General features: G+C 36.7%; 3 protein-coding genes. All 3 read right to left on the bottom strand.

Features of this window, described 5'->3' with window-relative positions:
- On the bottom strand, positions 1 to 639 hold a 639-nt coding region (locus tag ACY65O_RS02345), incomplete at its 3' end, for a TolC family protein (protein ID WP_462219246.1).
- 49 nt (positions 640 to 688) lie between these two features.
- Positions 689 to 898, bottom strand: a complete 210-nt coding sequence (locus tag ACY65O_RS02340; RefSeq protein ID WP_462219245.1) for a GDCCVxC domain-containing (seleno)protein — start codon at positions 896 to 898, stop codon at positions 689 to 691.
- A gap of 331 nt (positions 899 to 1,229) precedes the next feature.
- The coding region (locus ACY65O_RS02335; RefSeq protein ID WP_462219244.1) for an efflux RND transporter permease subunit at positions 1,230 to 2,514 on the bottom strand (1,285 nt) is incomplete at its 5' end.

Genomic DNA, 2,514 nt, shown 5'->3' with positions numbered 1-2,514 from the left:
TTTTTCCAGCCCATTTTTGTACCGTATCTCTGCATTCTTAATCATAAAGTCAAGCAGTTTTTCATTTTGCTCCACTATCACCAATTTTTTTTTAAGGATTATCCATTCATAATAAAATCTTTTGGCATCATTGATTAATTCTTTGAGTGTGGATTTCTTTTTTTCTTTTTCTAAAGAAGACATGGCCTGCATATAAGCGGCATCTGCATTTTGTTTTTTTTTGTTGGGAATCATTTGCTGGCCCCCAATCATATACTGGCCCATGCCCGGCTCGCCCTGGTCGCCTTTTTTCCACATGCCTGGATTATACGGAGTCATCCACAGGCCGGTGGCAAACTCAGGTGGCATCCAGCTTTTAGCGCCTTTGGCAGCTTCATCCATTGAGCGTATTTCATTGTTGTACATTTTTATAAAAGGATGCGATTGGCTGATGCTGTCTATGATGGCAGGGAGGTTTAATGTTTGGGCTGATACAAATTTTCCAGAAAGAAAAATAGCCAATATTAAAATTATTCTCTTCATAATATACATTTTAAGAACAACAGTTTTATTAACCTCACCCTCCTTCTCCCTCTCCTTGAAGAGAGGAAGCGGTGCATTAGATTCTTTACTAAACATTTGTTCTTCCATTTTTTTCATTTTTTCTTTATTGAACTTTTATTGACATTTTATTTATTTATAACAATTTTTAAGTACAACAATTTTTATTGTTTTGAATGGGTGGACAGGCTACTGAACCATAAGAACAAAACACACAACAATCGCCTTGCTTTGGTTTTAATATTGTTTTACATTTTTCGCAGGTATAAAAATATTGACAGGCATCGGCAGGCATTTGTTCCTCTTTTTGATGGCCGCAATGGGGACAGGTGATGGTTGATGTTAATATTATTTGCATATTGTTTTTATTTTGAATCATATTGATGTTGGTTTTTAAACCTTGGTATAAAACCTGCTTATCTGAATAATCCTAACCTTATTTCATTTCGATTTTAATAAAGTAATAAGGTTTGTTCGTTTTGAATTTTATTCTTTTTCCCTAATAAGGTTTGTTTACGTTTTTTAAATACTCATTATTTAATCTACTCCATAATTAATGATCGTTGATGGTATGCCGTACAAGAGAGTGACACAACAATGTTGCCATGAAACGCCTTTGCCAGAACAATAAAGAAACGTACTCATTTTTATTTCATCGAATAGCAAAATAAATTTCATCGGGTTTGTTTTTATTCTTTCACATCAATCAATTCTACTTTTCCTTTTCTTTTTAATTCCCGTTCTTTTATCATTTCAAATATTACCGGTGTAATGAGCAATACATAAATGGTAGAAGTAATGGTGCCGCCAATTAAAGGGATGGTGATGGGCCGCATAATATCGCTGCCTACACCGGTGGCCCATAAAATAGGAATAAGTCCAAATAAGCCTACAGACACCGTCATTAATTTTGGCCGCAATCTTTTGGCAGAGCCTTCTATTACAAATTCCCGGATGATGGCAGGTGTGAGTGTTTCTTTGCTGTTGCCATGTTTGGCCACCATGTTCTGCATGGCTTCATTCAAATAAATGGTCATGAGCATAGCGGTTTCTATGGCCATACCAAACAACGCAATGAAACCAACGGCCACGGCTACAGATAAATTAACGCCATAAAAATATACCATAAACACACCGCCAATTAATGCAAACGGAACGGTTATCATGGTAACAAAAGATTCTTTAAATGAGTGATATGTAAAATACAATACCATAAAAATGATGACGAAAACGATGGGCATTATCATCTTTAAAGTTCTGTTGGCACGTATCTGGTTTTCCCACTGGCCGCTCCATTCCAAAAAATATCCTTTGGGTAATGCAGTGATCATCTGGTTTAATTTCTTTTGTGCTTCTTTTACGGTGCTGCCTAAATCCCTTTCTCTTACGTTAAATAAAACAGTACCCCGCAGCATGGCATTTTCCGAATTAATCATGGGCGGGCCATCACTTATTTTTATGTCGGCTACGGCTTCCAGTGGGATGGGCCCAAAATTCATGGTTTGCACCTGCAATCTTTTTAATGCGCCGAGGTTATTTCTAAAATCCTGGCCATAACGTGCATTTACAGAAAAACGCTGGCGGCCTTCAACGGTGGTTGTTAGTTTCATTCCACCCAGGGCAATTTCTACTACAGCATTTACATCATCTACACTTAAACCATAGCGCCCAATCTCATCCCGTTTTATTATGATATCAATATATTTGCCACCGGTAATGGGTTCTACATACAAATCTTTTACACCATCAATTCCTTCCAGTTGTTTTTTTATGTTTTGTGCAAAAGAATAAATGCTGTCTAAATTTTGTCCGTACACTTTTAATCCTACATCGGTTCTTATACCGGTACTAAGCATGTTGATACGGTTTATGATGGGCATTGTCCAACCGTTCGTTATACCCGGTATCTGCATTTTAGCATTCAGTTCATTAATGATATCATCTTTGGTAATATCTTTTCTCCATTCACTTTTA

The organism is Ferruginibacter sp. (genome assembly GCF_031430955.1).
Classification (GTDB): Bacteria; Bacteroidota; Bacteroidia; order Chitinophagales; family Chitinophagaceae; genus Ferruginibacter.
Note: the sequence above shows the minus strand (reverse complement) of the source record. Positions and strands in the feature narration are given on the sequence as shown.

Bases quoted from the DNA above. Each gene is read 5' to 3' on its own strand.
- ACY65O_RS02340 (WP_462219245.1), bottom strand. From the start codon at position 898: ATGCAAATAATATTAACATCAACCATCACCTGTCCCCATTGCGGCCAT.